This is a genomic window from Roseomonas sp. BN140053, assembly GCF_047690175.1.
GTDB lineage: Bacteria > Pseudomonadota > Alphaproteobacteria > Acetobacterales > Acetobacteraceae > Roseomonas.
Genome location: NZ_JBLLEB010000016.1, coordinates 77211 through 97053, shown reverse-complemented (window position 1 = coordinate 97053; position 19843 = coordinate 77211). Strand labels below are relative to the sequence as shown.

Annotated in this window: 19 protein-coding genes; 11 read left to right on the top strand and 8 right to left on the bottom strand. The window is 71.8% G+C overall.

The window, feature by feature from the left end; translation table 11 throughout:
- On the top strand, window positions 1-247 hold a 247-nt coding region (locus ACLIBK_RS15640), incomplete at its 5' end, for a hypothetical protein (protein WP_415388208.1).
- 589 nt (window positions 248-836) lie between these two features.
- Here the strand turns inward: ACLIBK_RS15640 and ACLIBK_RS15635 are convergent.
- Window positions 837-2153, bottom strand: coding sequence for a tyrosine-type recombinase/integrase (locus tag ACLIBK_RS15635; RefSeq protein ID WP_415388207.1), 1317 nt, complete (start codon window positions 2151-2153; stop codon window positions 837-839).
- A 492-nt stretch (window positions 2154-2645) separates the two neighbouring features.
- Here ACLIBK_RS15635 and ACLIBK_RS15630 point away from each other — a divergent pair, with 492 nt between their 5' ends.
- On the top strand, window positions 2646-3422 hold the full coding sequence (locus ACLIBK_RS15630; RefSeq protein WP_415388206.1) for a CatB-related O-acetyltransferase: 777 nt from the start codon (window positions 2646-2648) through the stop codon (window positions 3420-3422).
- 310 nt (window positions 3423-3732) lie between these two features.
- Here ACLIBK_RS15630 and ACLIBK_RS15625 read toward each other — a convergent pair whose 3' ends face one another.
- Entirely contained in the window at window positions 3733-5100 is a 1368-nt protein-coding gene (locus tag ACLIBK_RS15625; RefSeq protein ID WP_415388205.1) for an MFS transporter, read from the bottom strand.
- A 391-nt stretch (window positions 5101-5491) separates the two neighbouring features.
- On the opposite strand from ACLIBK_RS15625, the gene ACLIBK_RS15620 reads away from it, so the two are divergent.
- Entirely contained in the window at window positions 5492-5860 is a 369-nt protein-coding gene (locus ACLIBK_RS15620; protein WP_415388204.1) for an SWIB/MDM2 domain-containing protein, read from the top strand.
- A 207-nt stretch (window positions 5861-6067) separates the two neighbouring features.
- Here ACLIBK_RS15620 and ACLIBK_RS15615 read toward each other — a convergent pair whose 3' ends face one another.
- Window positions 6068-6889: an SDR family NAD(P)-dependent oxidoreductase gene (locus ACLIBK_RS15615; protein WP_415388203.1), complete on the bottom strand. Its 822-nt coding sequence runs from the start codon at window positions 6887-6889 to the stop codon at window positions 6068-6070.
- Window positions 6886-8148: a family 1 glycosylhydrolase gene (locus tag ACLIBK_RS15610; RefSeq protein ID WP_415388202.1), complete on the bottom strand. Its 1263-nt coding sequence runs from the start codon at window positions 8146-8148 to the stop codon at window positions 6886-6888. The genes ACLIBK_RS15615 and ACLIBK_RS15610 overlap by 4 nt, the downstream gene beginning before the upstream one ends.
- A gap of 147 nt (window positions 8149-8295) precedes the next feature.
- On the opposite strand from ACLIBK_RS15610, the gene ACLIBK_RS15605 reads away from it, so the two are divergent.
- The 8 genes from ACLIBK_RS15605 to ACLIBK_RS15570 all read left to right on the top strand — a co-directional run bounded on the left by ACLIBK_RS15605 (window position 8296) and on the right by ACLIBK_RS15570 (window position 16033).
- The gene (locus tag ACLIBK_RS15605; protein ID WP_415388201.1) at window positions 8296-9240 is read left to right on the top strand and encodes a 2-dehydro-3-deoxygalactonokinase; all 945 of its coding nucleotides are present in this window, start codon (window positions 8296-8298) and stop codon (window positions 9238-9240) included.
- Complete coding sequence (locus ACLIBK_RS15600) at window positions 9237-9872, top strand: 2-dehydro-3-deoxy-6-phosphogalactonate aldolase (RefSeq protein WP_415388200.1); 636 nt, start codon at window positions 9237-9239, stop codon at window positions 9870-9872. The genes ACLIBK_RS15605 and ACLIBK_RS15600 overlap by 4 nt, the downstream gene beginning before the upstream one ends.
- A gap of 28 nt (window positions 9873-9900) precedes the next feature.
- The gene (dgoD, locus tag ACLIBK_RS15595; protein ID WP_415388199.1) at window positions 9901-11049 is read left to right on the top strand and encodes a galactonate dehydratase; all 1149 of its coding nucleotides are present in this window, start codon (window positions 9901-9903) and stop codon (window positions 11047-11049) included.
- Window positions 11050-11290: 241 nt separating this feature from the next.
- Window positions 11291-13084, top strand: a complete 1794-nt coding sequence (locus ACLIBK_RS15590) for an SLC13 family permease (protein WP_415388198.1) — start codon at window positions 11291-11293, stop codon at window positions 13082-13084.
- Between the two features lie 139 nt (window positions 13085-13223).
- Window positions 13224-13379: a hypothetical protein gene (locus ACLIBK_RS15585; RefSeq protein WP_415388197.1), complete on the top strand. Its 156-nt coding sequence runs from the start codon at window positions 13224-13226 to the stop codon at window positions 13377-13379.
- Window positions 13372-14295 carry a DMT family transporter gene (locus ACLIBK_RS15580; RefSeq protein ID WP_415388196.1) on the top strand — a complete coding sequence of 308 codons (924 nt, stop codon included), beginning with the start codon at window positions 13372-13374 and terminating at the stop codon, window positions 14293-14295. Before ACLIBK_RS15585 ends, ACLIBK_RS15580 begins: the two co-directional genes overlap by 8 nt.
- Entirely contained in the window at window positions 14292-15158 is an 867-nt protein-coding gene (locus tag ACLIBK_RS15575; protein WP_415388195.1) for a DMT family transporter, read from the top strand. The genes ACLIBK_RS15580 and ACLIBK_RS15575 overlap by 4 nt, the downstream gene beginning before the upstream one ends.
- Window positions 15155-16033 (top strand): MBL fold metallo-hydrolase, encoded by an 879-nt coding sequence (locus tag ACLIBK_RS15570; RefSeq protein WP_415388194.1) that lies wholly within the window; start codon window positions 15155-15157, stop codon window positions 16031-16033. Before ACLIBK_RS15575 ends, ACLIBK_RS15570 begins: the two co-directional genes overlap by 4 nt.
- Window positions 16034-16093: 60 nt before the next feature.
- On the opposite strand, the gene ACLIBK_RS15565 is transcribed toward ACLIBK_RS15570, so the two are convergent.
- The 4 genes from ACLIBK_RS15565 to ACLIBK_RS15550 form a co-directional block, all read right to left on the bottom strand.
- The gene (locus tag ACLIBK_RS15565; protein ID WP_415388193.1) at window positions 16094-16495 is read right to left on the bottom strand and encodes a nuclear transport factor 2 family protein; all 402 of its coding nucleotides are present in this window, start codon (window positions 16493-16495) and stop codon (window positions 16094-16096) included.
- A gap of 75 nt (window positions 16496-16570) precedes the next feature.
- The gene (locus tag ACLIBK_RS15560) at window positions 16571-17812 is read right to left on the bottom strand and encodes a pyridoxal phosphate-dependent aminotransferase (RefSeq protein ID WP_415388192.1); all 1242 of its coding nucleotides are present in this window, start codon (window positions 17810-17812) and stop codon (window positions 16571-16573) included.
- A 43-nt stretch (window positions 17813-17855) separates the two neighbouring features.
- Entirely contained in the window at window positions 17856-18710 is an 855-nt protein-coding gene (gene fghA / locus ACLIBK_RS15555; protein ID WP_415388191.1) for an S-formylglutathione hydrolase, read from the bottom strand.
- Window positions 18710-19843, bottom strand: coding sequence for an S-(hydroxymethyl)glutathione dehydrogenase/class III alcohol dehydrogenase (locus tag ACLIBK_RS15550; RefSeq protein WP_415388190.1), 1134 nt, complete (start codon window positions 19841-19843; stop codon window positions 18710-18712). The genes fghA and ACLIBK_RS15550 overlap by 1 nt, the downstream gene beginning before the upstream one ends.

Genomic DNA, 19843 nt, shown 5'->3' with positions numbered 1-19843 from the left:
TGCCATAGCGGCGCGCCTCCCCAAGAGCGACCTGGCGGAGGTTGCCGCCATGCTCGTGTTCGTGGCCAAAACCTCCGACGCAGCCCGAGACCTTGATGGCCTGCCGGCAGATACTCCGCATGTTTGGGAAGCCGGCTCGTACGCAGCCGATATGCTCGAACGTATTTCGAAATCCCGCAAACCTCGTGGGCGCAGGACATCCGAAGGTGACGGCGCCATTTCGGATGCCTGTCAGGATGTCGAGTAGCGGGCCGAAGGAGAGCTGAGCCACTTCTCAGAAGCCGGTGTAGCGAGCGAGGGCCGCCGCCAGTTCGGCAGCAGCCCTCCACTCACTTCCAAACCGACACAACACCACAAGCCAAGTTTTCTGCGGGTTACAGCCCGATTTCGAAGCGCCACACCGAAAATCCTGTTGCGGAACGAAAACGGCAAAAACCTAGGTAAGTTCTGGGTTGTGGCGTTGTGGCGGTCTGAAGCCCCCTCCCAGGGAAAAGAAGGGGTAGAGGAGGAGTCTAAGCACCTTTCGGGGCACCCCTCCGCCGGCGCGTTGGTGCTCCCATCCCGCTGCAGAACTGCCCCAAGGCCTCAATCAGCGGCCGGCGTTGCTCCAGCATGTCGGACCCGCGACAGGCCGCCCTCACCGGGTTCGCCGTCTCGTGCGCCAGCCCCCCCTCCGCCCGTAAGCCCGCCCCTGTCCGACCTGTCCGACCTGGTTTGCGCGAGGTCGGACAGCGGTTTTTGGCAGTTTTCCGCGGGCTGCCCGACCTGTCCGACCTGTCCGACCGGATTTGACGTGTAGCCGGTGCTGCACCGTCTTCCGGGCGACCGGTGGGCGGCTACGCCTCCCTTGCCCGCCGCAGCCGCGACACGTTCGCGGGAAGGGCAGGGGTCGCGCACCAAGCCTCCCATGCCTCCATCATGGTCCGGCGCCGGTCGAAGAGATCGCTCCGGGCATAGGCCGCTTCGGTCTTGTCGCGGACCACATGCGCTAGCGCCGCCTCGGCCAGATCCACAGGCTGCCCCGTCTCTCCCGCCCAGTCCCGGAAGGTGCTGCGGAAGCCGTGCCGGGTGACGGCGTCTCCCTTCGCATCCCGCCAACGCGGCGGCTGGTCCGGCTCTCCCTCGCTCATCCCGCGAATCAGCATAGCCATGGCCATGTTGGACAGGGGCTTCCCCCTCTTTACGCCCGGGAAAACGAAGGCCTGGGAGCCCTCCTCCTGGCCCGTGGGCGCCAGGGTGCGCAGCAGTGCCACCGCAGCTGGGGTGAGGGGCTTCCGGTGTGGGCGCTTGGCCTTCATCCGCTCGGCCGGCACGGTCCAGGTTCCCGCGTCCAGGTCCATCTCGGCCCAGCGCGCTCCAATCACCTCGCCGGTTCGGGCGGCTGTCAGGATCGCCAGTTCCAGGGCGCGGGCGGCCAGGCCTTCCTTACCCCTGAGAGCCACCATGAAGGCCGGCACCTGTTGCCAGGGAAGGGCCGGGTGGTGGCGCCTACCCTTGATCCCGCCAGGAACGCCAGCCGTCAGCAGCGCGGAAAGGCCGTCGCGCATGGAGGCTGGGTTGTCGCCGTCCCGCAGCCCTGCCGCCTTGGCGTAGCGAAACACCCGGTCCATCCGCTGCACCACGCGCTGGGCGGTCTCGCGCTTGGTGTTCCAAATCGGCCGCAGGGCATCGGCCACCTCCATGCGGGTGATGCTGGCGACCGGGCGACTGCCGAGGGACGGATAAGCGTAGGTGGCCAGGGTGCTGCGCCACTGCGCCCTGTGCTTGGGGTTGGAGAGCCCCTGCAGGTGCGTGTCCATGTAGCGGTCGGCCACGGCCTGGAAGCTGTTGGCCGCGACCTTGGCGCGGGCTTCGGCGTCGGCGGTCCGGGCGGTGTCGCGGGCCTCCATAGGGTCCTGCCCCTCACGCAGCCGCTGTGTCGCGGCAGCAGCCTTCCGGCGAGCCTCGGCCAGGGTCACACCGGGAGCCCGTTCCCCATAGGGACCGAGCCCCATCTGCCGTTCGCCGCGCTTCCCGTTGGCGGTCAGCAGCCCTGCCATGGAGTAGCGGAAGATCCACGCCTTGGTGCCGGCAGGGGAGACCTGCAGGTAAAGCCCACCCCCGTCCGGGTAGCGTCCCGGCTTGCTCAGGGCTTCGACGCCACGTGCCGACAATCTTCCTGCTGAGGGTGCCATCGTCCGCCCTACCCACGAAGAAGCGCGGTCTCTCAACCCCCGCGCCAACCCCCGCAGCGTACCCGGTTTGCCCTGAACGTGGACAGACACCGGCGGACGCTGAGGTTGCTAAAACCCTCCGAAGCAAAGGACTTTCTGGACAGCGGCGAACACCCCCGGACGCCACTTAGGCGGACATCCCCTCCGCCACTTTCCCAATGTTCAATCGAAACTTCAGCATGTCCGGGCTTCGGCCTGCTGGCCTCGGCGAGCCACGCACCCCGCAGCCTGACCGAGCTGCATGGGCACTTGGCGGGCAGGGCGACGTTTCTCCCGCATGTGAGGCCGGGCGCTTCCGATGAGCCCAGCGTTGCGGAACCTCGATCCATTCCGCCAACGGGGGCTGCGGCGCGCGGCCCGGCGGATTGCGCCGGGGGATCGCCGCTGTCAGCTTCCTGCGCGACACTGAGGGCGGGGCGCCGGAGGCAGAGCGTGATCGAAAGGGAGACGGATCACCACGTGTGGGTACGAACGCTGAAGCCCTTCCGGGACATGCTTCGGGACCACAAGATCTTCACGGCCATGGACATCAACCTGGACCGTTTCTCGGACCGCAACGTCGTGTGGTTCCAACGTGATTGCAGCATCGAACCTTATGTCGGCATCTTCCAGGGGGAGGTGCTGTGCAGCATGGGTGCGCTCAGCTACTCGAACTCGGCGCTGCACCCGGCACTGACCATCGGGCGGTACTGCTCCCTGGGTGGAAGGATAAACTGGCCGGGGGCGCGTCACCCGATCGAGGCCGTCAGCACCAGCACCGCCTTCTACTTCGGGCGCAGCTCCAACGTCAGCGCGGCCTGGGCGGATGCGGGGAGGACCCGGCCGCACACCGCGACCTACATCTATCCCGACAAGCCGCCGCCGGTCCTGGGAAACGACGTCTGGGTCGGCCAGGACGTCACCTTTCTCAACGGCGTGGTGGTGGGCGATGGTGCCGCCATCGGCACCCAGGCGCTCGTCAGCAAATCGGTCGAGGATTTCTCGATCATGGGCGGCAATCCGGCCAAGCACATCCGCCACCGATTCCCGGAGGGAGTCAGGCAGCGCCTCAAGGCGACGCGGTGGTGGCAGTACGGCATGGCGGACCTGCTCGACATGCCCATGCATGAGCCGACCGCGTTCCTGGAAGCCTTCGAGCGGCGCGGACCGATGGAGCCCTGGAACCCCGCTCCGCTGCGGGTCTGGGACGAGGTCCGCCGCATCGCCTGAGGCCGCATGGCCGTTCAGGATGGTCCGAGGCGGCGAGGGCGCGCGAGGGCCGTCGGTGCTCCTCGGTGCTACCCGACGCCGAGTGAAACACGGCCTCTCGCGCCGCGCCCGTCCTTGCTCCTGCCGGGACCATACGGCAGGCCTCGTCAGACCTCCCGCCGGCGGCCGCGGAGCATCGGGCCGATCACGTCGTCGCGCCAGGCAAAGCGGGGACGCCGCGACGCGGTGCGGGCGCCGCAACGGAGATCGCATCTCCGTAAGCTGAGATGTCTCATGGCAAGTTCAGGGCTGCGGGCGGGGTGCCCCGGGCTCAGGCTGCCAGCCGCCCCAAGCTGGCGGCAGCGCCGCCGGCGGCAAAGGCTGCGGCCGCCAGCAGCAGCGGCACGGTGGCGCCATCGCTGCCGAACAGGCCGAAGCCCAGCGCCACCACCGCCGCCCCCAGCGTGGTGCCGAGCAGCCGGGCCTGGGCCATCATGCCATTGGCCGCCCCGGTGCGGGAGGGCGGGCCGGAGGTCAGGATGGCGCGGTTGTTGGGCGTCTGGAAGAAGCCGAAGCCGACCCCGCAGAGCACCATCCGCCACACGATGTCCCAGTCCGCCGGGGCGGCCGGCAGCAGCGCCAGCGCCAGCAGCCCCGCGGCCAGGCAGCCCAGCCCGATGCTGCTGAGGATGCCGGCGGGGTAGCGGTCGGACAGGTAGCCGGAGAGTGGCGCCGCCAGCACGATCACCAGCGGCCAGGGGGTGATCAGCAGCCCCGTGCGCACGGCGTCGTAGCCCAGCCCGTGCTGCAGAAAGAAGGGCAGGGACACGTAGGCCACGGTTTGCGCCGTGTAGGAGCAGATCGAGGTCACCACGGAGAGCGAGAAGAGCGGGATCCGCAGCAGATCCATCGGCACCAGCGGGTGCGGTTGCGCCCGCTGCTGCCGCAGCAGCAGGGCCAGGATCGCCAGCCCGGCGGCAACTTCGGCCAGGCCCAGGGCGGGGGCATGGCCCAGCGCATCCACGCCCAGCACCAGCAGCACGATGCCGGCGGCGTTGAACAGCGTGCCCAGCGTGTCGAAGGGCCGGTGCTGCGGCGTGCTGGCGGGCAGGAAGTGCTGCGCCATCAGCAGCGCCACGATGCCCAGCGGCAGGTTCACGGCGAACAGCCAGCGCCAGTCCGCCACCAGCAGGATGCCGGCCGCCACGCTGGGGCCCACGGCGGTGGACACCGCCACCGTCAGGCCGAACAGCGCGATGCCGCGGCCGAGCATTCGGGCCGGAAACACCGCCCGCATCAGCACCCCGCCCACCACGGAGGCACAGGCGCCGCCCAGCCCCTGCAGCACGCGCGCCGCCACCAGCCAGCCGAGATCGGGCGCCAGGGCGCAGAGCAGCGAGGCCAGGGTGAAGATCAGCGTGCCCACCAGGTAGAGCGGCTTGGCCCCGAAGCGCTCGCCCAGCGCGGCTAGCGGCAACAGCGCCACGGCGGTGGCGAGCTGGTAGCCGTTCACCACCCAGACCGCGGCCGCGGGCGTGCTGCCGAGGTCGGCGGCGATGCTGGGCAGGGCGATGTTGGCGATGGAACTGTCCAGCGTGCCCAGAAAAGAGCCGAGCAGCACGGCCACCACCGCCCAGAGCCGGGCGGGCATGGGCAGGCCGTCATCGGCGGCGGGCAGGGGCCGGTTGGTGCTGTTCATCGCTGCTCGATCGGGGAGAAAAACGGCGTGGCGCGGGGTGGCGGGAAGCGGGCGGCGGATGCCGTGGTGCGGTGCGGCAAGGCCCAGACACCACCTCCGCCGGTCCGGCGCAACCGGGGGGAAACAGTGTCCGCCGCGACGCAGCCCCGCGGCGTTTCGTCGCCGGGCCATGCGCACCCGTTGCGGCCCGCCCCGGTCTTGATGAAGCTGCTCCCGATGTTCGAGGGGATGCCAGCCCCGAGTCGCATCTCCGGCCTGCCTTTCCGCGGGATGGCCGGTGCCCTGCCACGGGGGACGGGGCCGGAAACTCCCGGCTGCCCCTCCCGTTGCGCCTCAGCTTCCATCGCAACAGCTCAGCAAACCGCGAGCGATCCCGACCTGGAGTGTGTCGATGCCCACCAAGAAGTCCGAGAAGACAGCCGGAGACCAGGCGCCCGAGGCCGGCGAGCCCGCGAAGAAGGCCAAGAAGGAAGCTCCGCCCAAGGGCACCAAGGTCGCCAAGCCGGCCGCCGGCAACAAGCCCAACGCGCTGCAGCAGCCCCTGCAGCCGTCCGAGGAACTGGCCGCCGTGGTGGGCGAAGGCAAGCTCGCGCGCGGCGAGGTGGTCAGCAAGGTGTGGGAGTACATCAAGTCCCACAAGCTGCAGAACCCGGATGACGGGCGCGAGATCCTGGCCGACGACAAGCTCAAGAAGGTGTTCGGCAAGGACAAGGTGACGATGTTCGAGATGAACAAGCACCTCGCGGCGCATCTGAAGTAAGCCTCGGCGCTTCCCGGCCGCGACGCACCCGCGGCGGCCGGGGGCAGGCGGCCTTCGCCACGGGCCGGGACGTCGCAGAGCGGCGGTTGAAGTGCCTGCCGCCCCCGCGCTTCCCGGCTGCTGGCGTCCCGGCGTCCCTGGCCCGGGGTTGCCGGCCTCGTGGCGGGCGGGAGCCTGCTACGCCGCGGCGGCTCCGGGCCGGGCGCGTCACAACCGGGCCAGGCGGCCACCATCCACGGCCAGGGACGCGCCGGTCACGAAGCGGGCTTCCGGCGCGGCCAGAAAGGCGATGGCGGCCGCGATGTCGGCGGTCTGCCCGACCTGGGCGCGGTCCACCACCTCGACGCCGGACTTCACGTTGGGATTGTCCCACAGCATCGGCGTGTCCACGGCGCCGGGCAGCACGGCGTTGACCCGGATGCGCTTGCTCGCGCCCTCGATGGCGGCGGAGCGGGTGAAGGCCAGCACCGCGGCCTTGGCGGCGGCATAGGGCGCCACCTCCGGCGTGGTGCGCAGGGCGTGCACGCTGGACACGTTCACCACCGCGCCGCCCTGCGGCATGTGCAGGAAGGCCTGCCGGGTGAAGTACACGGTGCCCAGCAGGTCCACGCCGAGGACGTGCTGCCAGTCGGCGCCGGTGAACTGTTCCAGCGGCTTGAACAGCATCATGCCGGCATTGTTGACCACCACATCCAGGCGGTTCCAGCAGCGCAGGATCTCGGCGGTGGCGCGTTCCACCGCGGCCTCGTCCGACACGTCGCAGCGGAAGCCCACCCCTTCCGCGCCGGCCCTGCGCAGCGCCGCTTCCGCCGCGGCCAGGGTGGCGGGGTCGCGGCCGACCACGGCGACCCGTGCGCCTTCGGCCCCGAGGCGCAGGCTTGTGGCGAGGCCGATACCGGTGGCGCCGCCGGTGACGATCGCGACCTGCCCGGCGAAGCGGCCGGGGCAGATGGCGGCGGGGGCGGGCCCGCCGGCCTCGCTGCCCGGCACGCCACCGGTGCGGCCGGCGTCGTTGCTCGGTGCGCTCACGACGCGGCGGCCTGGGTGAGGGGAGCGAGGGGCAGCTGCAGGCACAGGCTGCGCGCTGGCAGCACCGCGCTCCACTGCTCGATCAGCCGCTTATAGGCGATGCCTACCGGCCGCGGCTGGCGGTCCAGGTCGTAGAGGCCGACGGGGTGGATGCGCCCGTGGTTCTCGCGCAGCGCGGTGTCCCAGTCGACCTGGTCGGTCAGCGAGTACCAGGTGAAGCCCAGCACCGGCATCGGCATCTCCCAGAGCAGCAGCAGGTTGGCCCATTGCTTCCACAGCCACGCCGTGGCCTCGCCGTTGCCGGTTTCCACCAGGTTGGTCTCGGTGTGCATCAGCGGCAGGCCATAGCGGGCGTGGTACTGCCCGATGATGGTGGCGTAGCCGTACACGTCGCCGGAGGCACGCGTGCTGCCGTCATCCTCCACCAGGTGCTCGTTGGTGACGTAGTAGTCGGTGCCGAGGATGCAGTGGCGCTTGAGGTCGGTGCGGCGGAAGCCGGCGTATTCCTCGCGCGTCATGCCGTTGTCCAGCAGGTACTCGTACATCGGCGCTTCCACCGCATGGCCGTAGTTCAGGTCCAGCGACAGGAAGCGTTCCGCGTTGCGCCAGCGGGCTTCCGGCCAGGCGGTAGGGGAGGCGGCGTGGTACTGCTCCGCGGACTCGCTCTGGATGAACAGCGCGTCGGGGCGGACGCGCAGGATGGCGCGCATGGCCCGGATATTGGCGGAAACGAGGTGCTTCATGGCGGTGACGAAGCCGCGCTCGGAGCGCAGCTGCTCGTTCCACCAGCCGTAGCGGCCGGAAAACAGGGCGCAGACATACATCTCGTTGACGGGGGTGTAGAGCTGCACCCAGGGAAAGCGGCGGGCGAAGGCTTCGGCATAGCCCTCGAACAGGCGCGGGAAGTCGGGGTTCTGGAAGTCGCCGATCCAGTCGGGCACGCCGAAATGGCACAGGTCGGCGATGGGGTAGGTGCCCTGGCCGCGCAGCGCGGCGAAGGTTTCGTCGGCGAAGCTCCAGTCGTAGCGGCCCTCGCCCAGCCAGGTGGTGTGCAGCGGCGCGCCGTAGCGCAGAAAGGTGCAGCGCAGCTCCCGCACCAGGGCGAAGTCCTCGGCCCAGCGGTGCAGGTGGTTGCTGGCGGCCATCTGGTCCACGCGGCGGCCGTTCACCGTCGGGTTGCTGTTCTCGATCCCGGTGGCGAACATGAAGGACGGCACGGCGTCGAGCGGCGGGCGGCCGGGCGCGGCGGGGTCTGGCATGGCGTCTCCTGTGCTGCCTCAAGCGCTGCACCGCCGCAGGGTTGCCGGACGAACTGTTACGGCGCCGGGGCGGGCGTTCGACACCGGCGCGCCGGCGGGGGCATGATGCGCCTTGCCCCGGACCGGGTCCGGGAGGGAGGGTGACGCATGGCCGCCGCGGAGCCGAAGCTGATCGCGCTGGACTGGGGCACCTCCTCGCTGCGCGCCTACCTGATGGGGCCCGGCGGCACCGTGACCGACACCCGGGCCGCGCCGCGCGGCATCATGCGCGTCGAGGGGGGCAACTTCGCCGCGGCGCTGGACGAGGTGGCGGGCGAATGGCAGCGCCGCTGGCCCGGGTTGCCCGCGGTGGCGGCGGGCATGATCGGCAGTGCCCAGGGCTGGGTGGAGGTCCCCTACCGCGAATGCCCGGCGGGGGCGGAGGAACTGGCCGCCGCCCTGGTGCCGGTGCCGGGGGCGGCGCTGCGGATCATCCCGGGCGTGGCGCAGTACGGGGCGGCGCCGAACATGATGCGCGGCGAGGAAACCCAGATCGCCGGCGCGCTGGCGCAGCGGCCGGAGTTGCGCGGCCGGACGCGCTTCGTGTTGCCGGGCACGCATTCCAAATGGGCGGAGGTGACGGAGGGCCGCATCCGGCGTTTCACCACCTTCATGACGGGCGAGCTCTTCGGGGTGCTGCGGCAGCATTCCATCCTCGGGCGCTTCGCGAAGCCGGACGCACCGCCGCCGGCGGAGGACGCGGCGCGGGACGCCTTCGCGCGCGGCGTGGCGGCGCTGCGCGACGGCAGCGGCAACGCGGCGCCGCTGCTGTTTTCCGCCCGCGCCCTGGTGCTGGCGGACCAGCTGCCGCCGGAGCTGAGCGTGGAATACTTGTCCGGCCTGCTGATCGGCGAGGAGCTGCGCTGCGGCCTGGCGGAAGGGCGGGACGGCCTCGCGCTGGTGGGCGATGCCGCGCTGTGCGAGCGCTACGCGCGGGCGCTGGCGATCTTCGGGGTGCCGGAGGTCGCGGTGCTGAACGACACCGCGCCGGCCGGGCTGTGGCAGGTCGCGGAACTGGCCGGGCTGTGCGGCGGGACGGAGATGGCCCGATGACGCTGCGATCCTTTCTCGACCGGCTGCCGCTGGTGGCCATCCTGCGCGGCGTGACGCCCGCGGAGGTGGTGCCGATCGGGCAGGCGCTGGTGGCGGCGGGCTTCGCGATCCTGGAGGTGCCGCTGAACTCGCCGCGGCCGCTGGACAGCATCCGGGCGCTGAGCGCGGCGCTGGGGCCCGAAATCCTGGTGGGCGCGGGCACGGTGCTCGACCCCGCGGCGGTGGCGGATGTCGCGGCGGCGGGCGGACGCATCGTGGTGATGCCACATGGCGACCCGGCGGTGATCGCCGCCGCGAAATCGGCCGGGCTGTTCTGCACGCCCGGCATTTCCACGCCGACGGAAGGCTTCGCCGCGCTGCGCGCCGGGGCCGACGCGCTGAAGCTGTTTCCGGCGGAACTGCTGTCGCCGCGCGTGCTGAAGGCGATGCTGAGCGTGTTTCCCAAGGGCACGGATTTCCTGCCGGTGGGCGGCATCACGCCCGAGGGCATGGCGGAGTTCGTGGCGGCGGGGGCGGCGGGCTTCGGCCTGGGCTCGGCGCTGTACAGGCCGGGCGCCGGCGCCGCCGAGGTCGGTGAGAAGGCGCGTGCCTTCGCCGCCGCCTGGCGGGCGCTGAAGCCGGCGGCGGGCTGAGCGCGGGCGAGGCGCGGGGAGAGCGGCGATGAAGATCACCAAGCTGACGACGTTTATCGTGCCGCCGCGCTGGTGCTTCCTGAAGATTGAGACGGATGAAGGCATCTCCGGCTGGGGCGAGCCGGTGGTGGAGGGACGCGCGCTGAGCGTGGCGGCGCTGGTGGGGGAACTGGCGGACTACCTCGTCGGCCAGGACCCGATGCGCATCGAGGACCACTGGACGGTGCTGTACCGCGGCGGCTTCTACCGCGGCGGCGCCATCCACATGAGCGCCATCGCCGGCATCGACCAGGCGCTGTGGGACATCAAGGGCCGCGCGCTGAACCAGCCGGTGCATCAGTTGCTGGGCGGGCCGCTGCGCGACCGCATGCGGGTGTATTCCTGGATCGGCGGCGACCGGCCGCACGACACGGCCGCCGCGGCGCGCGCCTGCGCCGAGCGCGGCTTCACCGCGGTGAAGATGAACGGCACGGAGGAGATGCAGTTCGTCGACAGTCACGCCAAGGTGGACGCGGTGCTGGCGCGGGTGCAGGCGATCCGCGACGCGCTGGGGCCGGATTTCGGCATCGGCGTGGACTTCCACGGCCGCGTGCACAAGCCGATGGCCAAGGTGCTGGCCAAGGAGCTGGAGCCGCTGCGGCCGATGTTCATCGAGGAGCCGGTGCTCAGCGAGAACGCCGAGGCGCTGCGCGACATCCGGCAGTGCTGCTCCATCCCGATCGCGTTGGGCGAGCGGTTGTTCTCGCGCTGGGACTTCAAGCACATCCTGGAAGCCGGCGTGGTGGACATCGTGCAGCCCGACCCGTCGCATGCCGGCGGCATTACGGAAACGCGCAAGATCGCGGCGATGGCGGAAGCCTACGACGTGGCTTTGGCGTTGCACTGCCCGCTGGGGCCGGTGGCGCTGGCGGCCAACCTGCAGCTGGACGCGGTGTGCTACAACGCCTTCATCCAGGAACAGTCGCTGGGCATCCACTACAACCAGGGCAGCGACCTGCTGGACTACCTGCGCGACCCATCCGTCTTCGATTACCGCGACGGCTTCGTGGCGATCCCCGGCGGTCCCGGGCTGGGGATCGAGGTGGACGAGGAGAAGGTGATCCGCATGGCCGAGGTCGGGCACCGCTGGCGCAACCCGGTCTGGCGCCACGCGGATGGCAGCTTCGCGGAATGGTAGGGCGCCGCTGAGGCGCCGCGGCCGGGTCCCGGCGGGCGCGGCGGGGCCGATCGCCGCGCCGCGACCGGCGCGGGTGTGGCGCCGGCGAAACACGAGGTGACGTGAGGGATGCGGCGCGCGACGGCGCTGCAACCCGGTTTTCCCGCCCTTGTTGATGCCCTTGCCGGAACCGACACCGGGAACTGCGCGCCGGGGGGCGGGACCGGCAGCGTGGAGAGCGGCACCCGGCCTGGGACAAAGCATGACACTGGACCAGGGGCTGGCCTTCGGCCTGCTCGGCGTCACCATCGGCCTGTTCGTGTGGGGGCGCTTCGCCTACGACCTCGTGGCGCTGGCGGCGCTGATGGCGGGGGTGCTGATCGGCATCGTGCCGGCGGCCCATGCCTTCGACGGGTTTTCCGACGACGTGGTGGTGATCGTCGGCGCCGCGCTGGTGATCAGCGAGGCGATCGGCCGTTCCGGCGCGGTGGAAACCATCATGCGGCCGGTGACGCCGCGGCTGCGCACGGCGGCGGTGCAGGTGCCCGTGATGGTGGGCGCCACCATGGTGCTGTCCATGGCCACCAAGAACGTCGGCGCGCTGGCGATCATGATGCCGGTGGCGCTGCAGCTGGCGCGGCGCACCGGCACCTCGCCGGCTGCGCTGCTGATGCCGATGAGCTTCGCCGCCATGACGGGCGGCATCGTCACGCTGGTCGGCACCGCGCCCAACATCATCATGTCGCGCGTGCGGGGCGAGCTGACCGGGCAGCCCTTCGGCATGTTCGACTATGCGCCGGTGGGGCTGGCGATCTCCGCCCTGGCGCTGCTGTTCCTCAGCCTGGGCTGGCGGCTACTGCCGGGCGGACGCAAGGCCGCGGCGTCCCTGCACGCGGCCATCAACATCGCCCAGTACACCGTGGAAGCGCGGGTGCCGGATGGCAGCGCCTCCGCCGGCCTCAGCGTGGCGGCGCTGGAGGAGCTGGCGGACGGCGAGGTGCGGGTTTCGGCGGTGCTGGGCGAGGGCGACCGGCGCGAAGGGCCCGCGCCCGCGCCGGACCGCGTCCTCGCCGCGGGCGAGGTGCTGCTGCTGCGCGGCGAGCCCGAGGACCTGGAGCGGCTGGTGTCGCGCGCCGAGCTGGTGCTGACCGGCGACGAGCGCGCCGGCGTTTCGGCCGAGGGCACGGACGAGATGGCCGTGGTGGAAGGGGTGGTGACCGCCGACAGCCCGCTGGTGGGGCGCACGCCGTCGCAGCTGACGCTGCGCTCGCGGCACGGGGTGACGCTGCTGGCGATCAGCCGGCGCGGCCAGCAGCACATCGTTGAAGCGCTGGCGAAGCTGCGGCTGCGGGTGGGCGACGTGGTGCTGCTGCGCGGCCTCGCGCCCACCATGCCGGACAACCTGGGCGAGCTGCGGGTGTTGCCGCTGGCGGAGCGCAAGGTGGCGCTGGGCGCCGGGCGGCGCAGCTGGATCCCGCTGGGCGTGCTGGCCGCGGCCATGGTGCTGGTGGCCGCCGGGGTGCTGCCGGTGGCGGTGGCCTTCGTGGGCGCGGTGGTGGTGCTGTTCATCCTGCGCGTGATGAGCACGCGGGAAGCCTACGCCGCGGTGGACTGGCCGGTGCTGGTGCTGCTGGCGGCGTTGATCCCCGTCAGCGAGGCGGTGCAGCGCACCGGCGGCACCGACCTGCTGGCCGGCTGGCTGCTGGCGGCGGTGCAGAACCTGCCGCCGGCCGTGGCGCTGGCCGTGACGCTGGTGCTGGCCATGGCGGTGACGCCCTTCCTGAACAACGCCGCCACCGTGCTGGTGATGGGGCCGATCGCGGCCACGCTGGCGCGCAAGCTGGGGCTGAGCCCGGACCCCTTCCTGATGGCGGTGGCGCTGGGAGCGGCCTGCGACTTCCTGACCCCCATCGGGCACCAGTGCAACACGCTGGTGATGGGGCCGGGCGGCTACCGCTTCGGCGACTACGCGCGGCTGGGGCTGCCGCTTTCCGTGCTGGTGGTGCTGGCGGGGGTGCCGCTGATCGCGCTGGTTTGGCCGCTCGTGCCGCACTGAGGTCGCGGGGCGGCGTGCTGCGCGCGGGGCAGGGGGCGCCCATGACGTGCGCCGGGGCGCCGGACGTGCTTGTTACCGGCGGTGGGGCGAAGGGTCGCCCCCTCGGGAAAGGCCGGCCGTGCCGCCGGGGTGCAGGGGTATGCGGGGTTCCGAGATTCTCGGGCAGGAGGCGATCCGGGACGACCGGTTGCTGGGGCGTTCGGCTGCCACCCTGTCGCGCCCGATGACGGCCGGGGCGGTGCGGCGGCACGGCACCGGCGCGCCGCGCCCGGATGCGGAAGCGGCGCTTGCCTGACGCGTCCGCAGCGCCGCCGCGCACCGAGAACACGGTGCGCGGCATCGGCACCATCGCCCTGGGCTTCGCCGTGATCAGTTGCTCCGACGCGGCGGTGAAGTGGGCGCTGCCAGAGGTCGGCACCGCGATGGCCATGATCTGGCGCGGCGTCTTCGGCATGTTGTCGATCCTGCTGCTGTCGCGGCTGTCCGGCGGGCCGGCGATGCGCTGGCAGCCGCGCAACGGAAAGCTCGTCGCCTGGCGCAGCGGGCTGCACTGCGCCGTCACCGTCACCTGGTACGTGGCCTGGGGACACGGCCTGCCGTTGGCGGATTCCTACGCCGTGGGGGCGGCGGCGCCGCTGCTGATGACGCTGCTGGCCATACCGATCCTGGGCGAGCAGGTCGGCTGGCGACGCTGGGCCAGCACCGGCTGCGGCTTCGCGGGGGTGCTGTTCATGCTGCAGCCCGACGGGGTGCTGTGGCGCTGGGAGGCCGGGCTGCTGCTGGGCGGCGTCGGCCTGCTGGCGCTGACGCGGATCTGGACGCGGGTGCTGGCCCGCACCGACGCGCCGCCCACGGTGGCGTTCTGGCTGCTGTTCGCGCACGTGCCGGTGGGGCTGTTGCTGCTGCCGCTGTTTCCGCCGCCCGCCTGGTGGCCCTCGGGCAGCACCGTGCTGGTGCTGGCGCTGCTGGGGACGGGCAACGGCGCGGCGCACCTGCTGTTCGCCCGCGCCTTTGCCCTGGCGCCGGTCAGCGTGCTGGCGCCCTTCGAATACACCACGCTGGTCTGGGGCATGCTGCTGGGGCTGGTGATCTGGGGCGACTGGCCGGTGGCCACCACGCTGGCCGGTGCGGCCGTGGTGGTGCTGGCGGGGCTGTACAACCTGCACCGCGAGCGGCTGCGCGCCCGTGAGGCGGCAGGGGTGGCGGCATGAGGCACGACCTGCGCCGCGGCGCGGCCCTGATGCTGCTGGCGATGTTTCTGCTGACGCTGATGGGCGCCCTGGTGAAGGAGGTGACGCAGCGCGTGCCCTTCGTGGAGGTCGCCTGCATCCGCAACCTGCTGACACTGCCGGTGGTGGTGGCGCTGGCCTGGCGGAAGGGCGGGCTGGTGTGGCGCACCCGGCGCTTCGGTGGCCACCTGGCGCGCGCGTCCACGGGGATCTGCGGCATGCTGATGGCGTTCTTCGCGCTCAGCGCCCTGCCGCTCGCGGACCAGACGGTGCTGTCCTACACGCAGCCGCTGTTCCTGATCCTGCTGGCGATCCCCGTGCTGGGGGAACGGCCGACGCCGCGCCGCTGGGCCGCCGTGCTGCTGGGCTTCGGCGGCGTGCTGGTGGTGGCGCTGGGGCAGGGCATCGCGGGCGGGCAGGCGCCGGCCTGGATCTACGGGCTGGCGGTGGCGCAGGGGCTGGTGGCGGCGGTGACGGTGCTGCTGGTGCGGCAGCTCTCGGGCACGGAAAGCAGCACCACCATCGTGCTGTGGCAGTCCGTGCTGATGGCGGCGCTGAGCGGGCTGCCGCTGCCCTTCCTGTGGCAGACCCCGGGCGGCACGGACCTGCTGCTGCTGCTGGCGATCGGGCTGGTGGGCGGGCTGGGGCAGGTGGTGCTGACGGAGTCCTACGCGTCCGCCCAGGTCTCGGCGCTGGGGCCGTATTTCTACAGCGGGCTGATCTGGGCCATGCTGCTGGGGCTGCTGCTGTTCGGCGAGCCGCCGGGCGTCGCGATGCTCGCGGGGTCGGTGCTGATCGTCGGCGCGGGGCTGATGATCCTGCCGGGGGAGTTGCGCAAGCCGTGACGGGCATCCCGTTCCTGCGCGAGGACGACCTGTCCCCCGGCGAGGCGCGCGAAGTCGTGCCGGGGGTGCGCCGGCTGCTCTGCGGCAATCCCGGCCCTTTCACCTTTCGCGGCACCAACACCTGGATCATCGGCGCCGGCACGGTGGCGGTGCTGGACCCCGGCCCGGCCGACCCGCGCCACACCGCGGCGATCCTGCGCGCCACGGCGGGCGAGCGGATCGCGCGCATCCTGGTGTCGCACACCCATCGCGACCATTCGCCCGGCGCGGCCGCCCTGCGCGCGGCCAGCGGCGCGCCGACCGCCGGCTTCGGCCCGCACGCCACGCCGCCGGGCGAGGGCGACGAGGGTGGCGACCACGACTTCCACCCCGACGAGACGCTGGCCGACGGGGCGGTGGTGAAGGGGGATGGGTGGCGGCTGCGGGCGCTGCACACGCCCGGCCACTGCGCCAACCACCTGTGCTTCGCGCTGGAAGGAACGGGGGTGCTGTTCAGCGCCGACCACGTGATGTCCTGGTCCACCAGCATCGTGTCGCCGCCGGATGGCGACATGGCGGACTACATGGCCTCGCTGGCGCGGGTGGCGGGGCGGGACGACCGGCTGCTGCTGCCCGGGCATGGGCCGCCGCTGCCGGAACCGGCGCCCTTCCTGGCGGCGCTGCTGGCGCATCGGCGGGAGCGCGAGGCGCGGGTGCTGGAGGCGCTGCGCGGCGCCGGGACGGCCACGGCGGCGGCGCTGGTGCCGGCGGCCTACGGCCCGGCGCTGGACCCGCGGCTGGCGCCGGCGGCGGCGCGCAGCCTGCTGGCGCACCTGCTGAAGCTGGCGCGCGAGGGGGCGGTGCGGCGCGAGGGGGACAGCTTCGTCGCCACCTGAGCGCCGCCCGGGCGCGGCAGCTCCCCGGGCCCATCCGGGCCGGGGAGCACGGTGGGTGGGTCAGCTCCGCGGCGGGTCGAGCAGCACCCAGAGGCGGGCGATCCTGCCGTCGCGGATCTCCGCCACGTCGGTGCCGGTGACGGCGACCGGCCCACCGGCCGGACCGGCCTGCCAGCGCAGCGATCCCAGGCCGTGATGTCCCACCGCGACACCCTCGGGCACGAAGGTGAACTTCGGCCCGAACTGCTGCAGGAGGTTGCCTGCGACCTCCGAGATTCCCGCCCGCCCGGAAACGACGTTGGTGGGCTCGAACATCACCGGATCGGCCACGAAGAGCTCGGCCAGGGCGGCCGCACGCTCGCCGGGGTCACGCTCGTTGAACACCCGCTGCAGGTTGGATCGCAGGAGGTGGTCGTAATCGGGTTCCGCCGGGACGGGGATCGCCGGGTCGGGGTCGGTCATCGCGTGCTCCTCCAGGAATGTGGCCGTGGCGCTGCGTCCGTCCGCGGGGCAGGACCCATGGCCCCCGGCGCTTCCTCAGCGCTGGAGGAAGAACCTTTCCAGCCGCGACACCGCTTCGCGCGCCAGTTCCGGCGACACGGCGAAGCACAGGCGCAGGCAGCCCTCGCCGTCCGGGCCGAAGGCGGTGCCGGGGGCGAGGCCGACGCGGGCCTCGCGCAGCACGCGCACGGCCAGGTCGCGGGCGCTGCTTTCGCCGTCCACGGAGAAGAACAGGTAGAAGGCGCCCTCCGGCGCGCGCAGGCGGATGCCGGGCAGGCGGGATAGGCCGTCGACGAAGATCGCCCGGCTCTCGGCGCAGCGGCCCACCATGGTGCGGATGAAGCTGTCGCCGCGTTCCAGCGCCACGATGGCGGCGTGCTGGATAAAGGTCGGGATGGAGGTGGTGTTGTACTGGTTCAGCTTGGCGAAGACCGGGTCCATGCCGGTGGGGAACACCACCCAGCCGGCGCGCCAGCCGGTCATCGCCCAGTTCTTGGAGAAGGTGTTGGTGACCAGCAGCCGGTCGTCCGGGCCGCAGACCTCCAGGAAGGAGGGCACGATCGCGTTGCCGTAGGTGAAGTGGTTGTACACCTCGTCCGACACGATCCACAGGCCGCGTTCCCGCGCGAACGCGGCCAGCCGTTCCATGTCGGGGCGCGGCATCACCCAGCCCGTGGGGTTGGAGGGCGAGTTCACCACGATGGCGCGGGTGCGCTCCGTCACCGCGGCGAAGAGGTCCTCCAGCGCCAGGGCGAAGCCGCCATCGGCGGTGCGGCGGAAGGCCACGGGGACCGGCACGCCGCCGTTGATGCGGACGGCCTCATTCAGGTTGGGCCAGGCGGGGGCGTGGTGCAGCACCTCGTCGCCCGGCTCCAGGATGGCCTGGAAGCCCTGCATGATGGCGTTCATGCCGCCCGAGGTGATCGAGAAGCGCGACGGCGCCACCTCCACGCCCCAGTGGCGGCGGTGGTAGTCGGCCAGGGCTTGGCGCAGCTTCGGCAGGCCGAGGGAATAGGTGTAGCGCGTGTGGCCGTCCCGCATCGCCGCCACCGCGGCTTCCGTCACGAAATCCGGGCTGCCGAGGTCGCCCTCACCGATCCAGAGCTTGATGACGTCCGGGTCCTCGCGCGCGAGGTCGGCGACCTCGGCGATCTGGCTGGTGCCCAGGCCGAGGATGCGCGCCGGCAGCGGCCGGCCCGGGGAGGCCGGTTCGGGCGCGGCGTCGGCGGCCTGCCCCGGCGGCAGCTGGGCAGGCGAAAGGTCCGTCTCGGCGCTCATGCGGGTCCTCGTGGGGTCCAGGGTGCGGAAGGCGGGCGCCGGGTCAGGCGCGGAGCCGTTCCGCGTGCCAGCGCAGGTGGTCCGGCACGAAGGAAGCGATGAAGAAGTAGGAGTGGTCGTAGCCCTCCTGCATGCGGAGGGTCAGCGGGATGCCGGCGGCGTCGCAGGCGTCGCGCAGCAGCCCGGGCTTGAGCTGGCCGTCCAGGAACGGGTCGGCGGTGCCCTGGTCCACCAGCAGCTCCGGCACCCGCGCGCCGTCGGCGATCAGCGCGCAGGCGTCGTGGCCGCGCCAGGATTGCCGGTCGGGGCCGAGATAGGCCCCCAGCGCCTTCTCGCCCCAGGGACAGTTCAGCGGCGACACGATGGGCGAGAAGGCCGAGGTGGAGCGGAAGCGGCCGGGATGGCGCAGCGACAGGGTCAGCGCGCCGTGCCCGCCCATGGAATGGCCGGAGATGCCCTGGCGGCCCATGTCGGCCGGGAACTCGGCCGCGATCAGCTCCGGCAGCTCGTCGGTGATCCAGGATTCCATGCGGAAATGCGGAGCCCAGGGGGCCTCAGTAGCGTCCAGGTAGAAGCCGGCGCCCTGGCCGAGGTCGTAGGCCGGGTCGTCCGCTACGCCCTCGCCGCGCGGCGAGGTGTCGGGCACCACCAGCAGCAGCCCGAGCTCGGCGGCGAGGCGCTGGGCGCCCGCCTTTTCCGTGAAGTTGGCCTCCGTGCAGGTCAGGCCGGACAGGAACCACAGCACCGGAAGGCCGCTGCTGCCGGGCGGCGCCGGCCCGCGCTCCGCGTCCGGCGGCAGGAACACGCCGAAGCGCATCGGCGTGCCCGTGGAACGGCTGTCGTGCCGGCACACCAGCTGGGTCCCGCCGAAGCAGCGGGTGCGCGACACGACCTCCATCAGAACACGACCACGGAGCGGATCGACTTGCCCTCGTGCATCAGGTCGAAGGCGTGGTTGATGTCGTCCAGCCCCATGGTGTGGGTGATCAGGCTGTCGATCTCGATCTTGCCCTCCATGTACCAGTCGACGATCTTCGGCACGTCGGTGCGGCCGCGCGCGCCGCCGAAGGCGGTGCCCTTCCACACGCGCCCGGTGACCAGCTGGAAGGGACGGGTGGAGATTTCGCGCCCCGCTTCCGCGACACCGATGATGATGCTCTCGCCCCAGCCGCGGTGGCAGCATTCCAGCGCCTGGCGCATGACGTTGACGTTGCCGGTGGCGTCGAAGGAGAAGTCGGCGCCGCCGCCGGTGATGTCCAGGATGGCCTGCACCACGCGGTCGTTCCCGACCTCGGTGGGGTTGATGAAGTCGGTCATGCCGAACTTGCGGGCCATCTCGACCTTGGCGGGGTTGAGGTCCACGCCGACGATCTTGTCGGCGCCCACCATGCGCGCGCCCTGGATCACGTTCAGCCCGATGCCGCCCAGGCCGAACACCACCACGTTGGCGCCGGGCCAGACCTTGGCGGTGTTGATCACCGCGCCGATGCCGGTGGTCACGCCGCAGCCGATGTAGCAGATCTTGTCGAAGGGCGCGTCCTCGCGGACCTTGGCCACCGCGATCTCCGGCAGTACCGTGAAGTTCGCGAAGGTCGAGCAGCCCATGTAGTGGAAGATGGTGTCGCCGCTGGCCTGGCTCCGCACCGGTTCGCAGTGGAAGCGGGACGTGCCGTCCGGCATCACGCCCTGGCCCTGGGTGGAGCGGATCGCCGTGCACAGGTTGGTGCGCTGCGACAGGCAGGACTTACAGTTGCGGCATTCCGGCGTGTAGAGCGGGATGACGTGGTCGCCGGGCTTCACGCTGGTGACGCCGGGGCCGACCTCGCGCACGATGCCGGCGCCCTCGTGGCCGAGGATGGCGGGGAACTTGCCCTCGGAATCCGCGCCCGACAGCGTATAGGCGTCGGTGTGGCAGATGCCGGTGGCCATCACCTCCACCAGCACCTCGCCGGCCCGGGGGCCTTCCACCCGGATCGTCTCGACGGTCAGCGGCTTGCCCGCTTCCCAGGCCACGGCGGCTCTCGTTTCCAT

Coding starts and splice junctions, on each gene's coding strand:
- ACLIBK_RS15625 (WP_415388205.1), bottom strand. CDS start 5,100: ATGAACAGCACCAACCGGCCCCTGCCCGCCGCCGATGACGGCCTGCCC.
- ACLIBK_RS15620 (WP_415388204.1), top strand. CDS start 5,492: ATGCCCACCAAGAAGTCCGAGAAGACAGCCGGAGACCAGGCGCCCGAG.
- ACLIBK_RS15610 (WP_415388202.1), bottom strand. CDS start 8,148: ATGCCAGACCCCGCCGCGCCCGGCCGCCCGCCGCTCGACGCCGTGCCG.
- ACLIBK_RS15605 (WP_415388201.1), top strand. CDS start 8,296: ATGGCCGCCGCGGAGCCGAAGCTGATCGCGCTGGACTGGGGCACCTCC.
- ACLIBK_RS15600 (WP_415388200.1), top strand. CDS start 9,237: ATGACGCTGCGATCCTTTCTCGACCGGCTGCCGCTGGTGGCCATCCTG.
- dgoD (WP_415388199.1), top strand. CDS start 9,901: ATGAAGATCACCAAGCTGACGACGTTTATCGTGCCGCCGCGCTGGTGC.
- ACLIBK_RS15590 (WP_415388198.1), top strand. CDS start 11,291: ATGACACTGGACCAGGGGCTGGCCTTCGGCCTGCTCGGCGTCACCATC.
- ACLIBK_RS15585 (WP_415388197.1), top strand. CDS start 13,224: ATGCGGGGTTCCGAGATTCTCGGGCAGGAGGCGATCCGGGACGACCGG.
- ACLIBK_RS15575 (WP_415388195.1), top strand. CDS start 14,292: ATGAGGCACGACCTGCGCCGCGGCGCGGCCCTGATGCTGCTGGCGATG.
- ACLIBK_RS15565 (WP_415388193.1), bottom strand. CDS start 16,495: ATGACCGACCCCGACCCGGCGATCCCCGTCCCGGCGGAACCCGATTAC.
- ACLIBK_RS15560 (WP_415388192.1), bottom strand. CDS start 17,812: ATGAGCGCCGAGACGGACCTTTCGCCTGCCCAGCTGCCGCCGGGGCAG.
- fghA (WP_415388191.1), bottom strand. CDS start 18,710: ATGGAGGTCGTGTCGCGCACCCGCTGCTTCGGCGGGACCCAGCTGGTG.
- ACLIBK_RS15550 (WP_415388190.1), bottom strand. CDS start 19,843: ATGGAAACGAGAGCCGCCGTGGCCTGGGAAGCGGGCAAGCCGCTGACC.